4 protein-coding genes are annotated in these 5,205 nt (G+C 71.8%); 2 read left to right on the top strand and 2 right to left on the bottom strand.

Annotated features, from left to right (window positions below):
* Window positions 1-1,529: transcription termination factor Rho (rho, locus tag N790_RS03810; protein WP_043800971.1), on the top strand; the 1,529-nt coding region annotated here is incomplete at its 5' end.
* Window positions 1,530-1,599: 70 nt separating this feature from the next.
* Here rho and N790_RS03805 read toward each other — a convergent pair.
* Window positions 1,600-2,406: an energy transducer TonB gene (locus N790_RS03805; RefSeq protein ID WP_156969916.1), complete on the bottom strand. Its 807-nt coding sequence runs from the start codon at window positions 2,404-2,406 to the stop codon at window positions 1,600-1,602.
* An 87-nt stretch (window positions 2,407-2,493) separates the two neighbouring features.
* On the opposite strand from N790_RS03805, the gene N790_RS03800 reads away from it, so the two are divergent.
* Window positions 2,494-4,302, top strand: coding sequence for a monovalent cation:proton antiporter-2 (CPA2) family protein (locus N790_RS03800; protein WP_043800966.1), 1,809 nt, complete (start codon window positions 2,494-2,496; stop codon window positions 4,300-4,302).
* Here the strand turns inward: N790_RS03800 and N790_RS03795 are convergent.
* Window positions 4,303-5,205, bottom strand: a 903-nt coding sequence (locus N790_RS03795) for an ankyrin repeat domain-containing protein (RefSeq protein WP_043800965.1), incomplete at its 5' end; no start/stop codon positions are given.

Genomic DNA, 5,205 nt, shown 5'->3' with positions numbered 1-5,205 from the left:
AGGGCGGCGAACGCCAGGGCGGCGGCGAGCAGGGCCAGGGCGGCGGCCAGGAAGGCGGCGGCCAGCGCGAGGGTGGCGACGACGCCAACCGCGAAGGCGGCTTCCGCGAAGGCCGGCGCAACCGCCGCGACCGCTTCCGCGACAAGCGCGACCGCTTCCGCGACCGCCCGCGTGGCGACGGCGGCGAGGACGAAGGCAATGGCGGCGGCAACGGCGGCGGCGAGCGCAACGACCGCCCGCTTCCCCAGCTGCCGCCGGACTTCCCGACCTACAGCCTCAACGACCTCAAGCGCATGCCGGCGCACAAGCTGCTCGAGATCGCCGAGAAGCTGAACCTGCATGAGGGCGTGGCCCGCATGCGCAAGCAGGACGTGAACTTCGCCCTGCTCAAGGTGCTCACCCGCCACCCCGCCGGCGTGGCCGGCGACGGCGTGCTGGAAATCCTGCCCGACGGCTACGGCTTCCTGCGCTCGGACGACGCCAGCTACCTGGCCGGCCCGGACGACGTCTACATCTCGCCCAGCCAGATCCGCCGCTTCAACCTGCGCACCGGCGACCACATCGCCGGCCGCATCCGCAGCCCCAAGGACGGCGAGCGCTACGTGGCGCTCAACATCGTCGACACCATCAACGGCGAACCGCCGGAGGCGTCGAAGGGCAAGGTGCTGTTCGAGAACCTGACCCCGCTGTTCCCGCGCGAGCGCTTCCGCCTCGAGCGCGGCAACGGTTCGTCCGAGGACATCACCGGCCGCGTCATGGACCTGATGTCGCCGCTCGGCAAGGGCCAGCGCGCCCTGATCGTCTCGCCGCCCAAGGCCGGCAAGACCATGCTGATGCAGAACGTGGCCCAGGCCATCATCCACAACCACCCGGACGTGCACCTGATCGTGCTGCTCATCGACGAGCGGCCCGAGGAAGTGACCGAGATGCAGCGCACCGTGCGCGGCGAAGTCATCTCGTCGACCTTCGACGAGCCGGCCGCCCGCCACGTGCAGGTCGCCGAGATGGTGATCGAGCGCGCCAAGCGCCTGGTCGAGCACAAGAAGGACGTGGTGATCATGCTCGACTCGATCACCCGCCTGGCCCGCGCCTACAACACCGTGGTGCCCAGCTCGGGCAAGGTGCTGACCGGCGGCGTGGACGCCAACGCCCTGCACCGCCCGAAGCGCTTCTTCGGCGCGGCCCGCAACGTCGAGGAAGGCGGCTCGCTCACCATCATCGCCACCGCGCTGGTGGAAACCGGCTCGAAGATGGACGAGGTGATCTACGAAGAGTTCAAGGGCACGGGTAACTCCGAAGTGCACCTGGACCGCCGCATCGCCGAGAAGCGCGTCTATCCGGCCATCAACATCAACCGCTCCGGCACCCGCCGCGAAGAGCTGCTGATCGAGCCGGACATGCTGCAGAAGATCTGGATCCTCCGGAAGCTGCTGCACCCGATGGACGAGCTGGCCGCGATGGAGTTCCTGCTCGACAAGATGAAGAACACCAAGTCCAACGACGAGTTCTTCTCTTCGATGAAGCGCTGAGGCCCGCCTCCCGCTTCAGGCAAGAACGCCGGCCCCTGGCCGGCGTTCTTGTTTTCCGCCCGCGAACGCTTCAGCGCCCGGGCAGGCCCAGCGGCGTGAGCAGCCGCAGCCGGGCCGAACCGCGCTCGCCCGAATCGGCCAGTTCGATCGGCGCCTGCGCCGCCGAGGCCGCCACCACCCAGGCCGGCACGTCCACCGGCACCGGCCGCACGCGCGTCCAGCGCCGTTCCTCGCGCGACTGCCCCGGGGCGATGTAGCGCACCGGGATGCGCACCAGTTCGCCCGGGGCCACGCCCTGGAGCGTCCAGTACTTGATGGCGGCGAGCGTGGCGCGCTGGAACTGGTTGGCGAAGCGGCGGCCCTGCGCACCCGGGTCGGGCCCGGTGAGGTGCAGGTATTCGGTGGCGGCTTCGGTGGGCTTGCCGTCCGCATCCACCCGCGCGGCCACCACCACCAGGGCCCCGATGCCGGTCAGGGCCGCGTCGCGCGGGTAAAGCGGCGCACGCAGGCTCGGCGACTTGTCCGGCCCGCGGTAGGTCTCCGGGTCCAGGAACACGGCGCGATGGATGGCGAATTGGGCGGTGCGCGCCTCGTCGTCGCGTTCGGCCAGCAGGTCCAGGCGCATCCGGCCGCGCGCGCTGATCGGCTGGCCCTGCACGAGCACCGGCTCGAACTTCCACTCGCGCACCTTGGCCTCGTAGCCGCGGCGCACGTCCTCGCCCAGCCAGCCGGCGTCCTTGAACGCCACTTCCAGCACCTGCCCCTGCGGGCCGATGACGAGCTCCCCTTCGAGCTGCGCGGTGAACCGCGCCGGCTCGCCCGCCTGCGCCAGCCCCGAGGCCAGCAGCAGCGCGCACAGCAATCCAGCAAGACGCATGTCTTCCCTCCCCCCCGGGCACCTCGGGAGTAGAACACCGGCCCACCCCCCGTTCAATGCCACGTTTGCGCAGCGCATAATCGGCCAATGCATGGATCCGGCGGCTACCTCGGCATCATCCTCGTCTTCCTGGTCGCCGCGGTGGTGGCGGTGCCGCTGTTCCGGCGCCTGGGCCTGGGCGCGATCCTGGGTTACCTGGCCGCCGGCGTCGCCATCGGCCCCGACGGCCTGAAGCTGGTGCCCGACCCCGAGGACGTGCTGGCCGCGTCCGAATTCGGCGTGGTGATGCTGCTCTTCATCATCGGCCTGGAACTCAGCCCGCCGCGGCTGTGGGTGATGCGCCGGCAGGTGTTCGGCACCGGCGGCCTGCAGGTGCTGCTGTCGGCGCTGGCCATCGGCCTGGTCGCCACCCTGCTGGCCGACGGCTGGAAGGCGCCGTTCGTGATCGGCATGGGCCTGGCGCTGTCGTCGACCGCCGTGGGCCTGCAGCTGCTGGCCGAGCGCAAGGAACTCACCAGCGAACACGGGCGGGTGGCGTTCGCCATCCTGCTGTTCCAGGACCTCGTCGCCATCCCGCTGCTGGCGGCCATCCCGCTGCTGGGCGCGGCCAAGGCGCTGGAACGCTCGGCGCCACCGCTCGATTCGGTGGTGACGGCGGTGGCGGCCATCCTGGCGGTGGTGATCGGCGGGCGCTTCCTGCTGCGGCACCTGCTGCGGGTGGTGGCGCGGGCCAAGTCGGTGGAGGTGTTCACCGCCAGCGCGCTGCTGGTGGTGGTGGGCAATGCCTGGCTGATGCAGGAGGCCGGCCTGTCGATGGGCCTGGGCGCCTTCCTGGCCGGCGTGCTGCTGGCCGAATCGGAGTTCCGGCACGAGCTCGAATCGCACATCGAACCGTTCAAGGGCCTGTTCCTGGGCCTGTTCTTCATCGCCATCGGCATGAGCATCGACCTCAACGTCATCGCCGACGAACCGGCGCTGATCGCCGGTGGCGTGCTGGGGCTGCTGCTGGCGAAGACGCTGATCCTGGTGCTGGTGGGGCGGCTGGCCGGCGGCGTGTCGCTGCGCAGCGCGCTGATGCTGGGCGCGGTGCTGGCGATGGGCGGCGAATTCGGCTTCGTGGTGTTCGCCGAGGCGCTCAAGGCCGGGCTGGTGGATGCGGCGACGCGCGACAAGCTGTTCGTGGTGATCGGCCTGTCCATGGCCGCCACGCCGCTGGCGATGATGGCGGTGGCGCGCTGGCTGCGCGAGCACCCCGAGGTGGAAGCCGCGCGCGAGCCCGACCTGATCGACCACGAGTACCCGCGGGTGATCATCGCCGGCTTCGGCCGCGTCGGCCAGATCGTCGGGCGCATGCTGCGCGCGCAGAAGATCCCCTTCACCGCGCTGGAGAACAGCGCCGAACAGGTGGATTTCTCGCGCCGCTTCGGCAACAAGATCTACTTCGGCGACCCGGCCCGCCCGGAACTGCTGCGCGCCGCGCACGCCGACCGCGCCGAGGTGTTCGTGCTCACCACCGACGACCCCGACGCCAACGTGCGCACCGCGCGCCTGGTCAAGCGCATGTACCCGCACCTGAAGGTGTACGCCCGCGCCCGCAACCGCCAGCACGCCTTCAAGCTGATGGACATGGACGTGGACGTGACCCGCGAAACCTTCCACTCCAGCCTCGTCATGGGCCGCAAGGTGATGGAGGCCCTGGGCGTGCCGCCCGAGGAGGCCGCGCGCAACACCGACCGCTTCCGCGAACACGACGAAGCGCTGCTGCGCCGCCAGCACCTGGTGTACGACGACGAGGCCGCGCTGGTGGCGTCTTCGCACGAAGCGCTGCGCGACCTGGAAACCCTGTTCGAAGCCGACACCGCGCCCGAACCTGGCGAGGGCGAACCGCCCCGCTGATCAGCGCGGGCGCTTCGGGCCGTTGTCGTCGCCCGCGGCCGGTTCGCGCAGGAAACGCGCCAGCGAGGGCGTGCCGGCGCTGCGGGCCGGTTCGAATTCCGCCGCCACGTCGACGAAGCCGCGCAGCACCGCCAGGTCGTGCGGGGTGCGGCCGAGCGCGTCGCGCGCCTGGCGGTCGGCGCCTTCGCGCAGCAGGCGTTGCACCACGCGCGGCAGGCCGTGCAGCGCCGCCAGGTGCAGCGGCGTCAGGCCGCGGGCGTCGTGCGCGTCGAGCGCCACGCCTTCGCCCAGCAGGCGGTCGAGCGCGGCCAGCAGCACGTCCTCGTCGCAGGCCGTGCCGGGTTCGGCGCGCGCGCCCAGCAGCAGCAGCAAGGGGGTCTGGCCGGCGGCGCTGGGCGAATCGGGTTCGACGTCGGCCAGCAGCAGCACGTCCACCAGGGCCAGCACGCGCTGGCGGTCGCGCGACGAGAAGGCGTGCAGCGCGGCGCAGTGCAGCGGCGCCAGGCCCTGGGCGTCGCGCGCCTCGGGGTTGGCGCCGTGCGCGAGCAGGCGCGAGATCAGTTCGGGCTGGCCCAGCGCGGCCGCCAGCATCAGCGGCGTCACCTGGCCGGGCAGCGGCAGGTCGGGTTCGGCGCCGGCGCGCAGGAGCTGATCGACCACGCCCGCGTGGCGCATGCTGATCGCGGCCGACAGCGGCGTGGCGCCGGTGCGCGCGGCGATGCGGGTGTCGGCGCCGCGCGCGAGCAGCAAGGCCACCACGGCCTCGTGGCCACCACCGGCGGCGCGCAGCAGCGCGCTGCAGCCCTGCGCGTCCACCGCGTCCACCGGCAGGCCGAGTTCGAGCAGGCGCTGCACGGCGTCTTCGTCGCCGGCCATGGCGGCGGCGGGCAGGTCGGAAGGCTG

This window comes from Arenimonas malthae CC-JY-1 (assembly GCF_000747075.1).
Lineage (GTDB): Bacteria > Pseudomonadota > Gammaproteobacteria > Xanthomonadales > Xanthomonadaceae > Arenimonas > Arenimonas malthae.
This window is presented reverse-complemented; position numbering and strand designations above follow the sequence as displayed.

Excerpts from the sequence above, each read along its gene's own strand:
- N790_RS03805 (WP_156969916.1), bottom strand. The coding sequence starts at position 2,406 with ATGCGTCTTGCTGGATTGCTGTGCGCGCTGCTGCTGGCCTCGGGGCTG.
- N790_RS03800 (WP_043800966.1), top strand. The coding sequence starts at position 2,494 with ATGCATGGATCCGGCGGCTACCTCGGCATCATCCTCGTCTTCCTGGTC.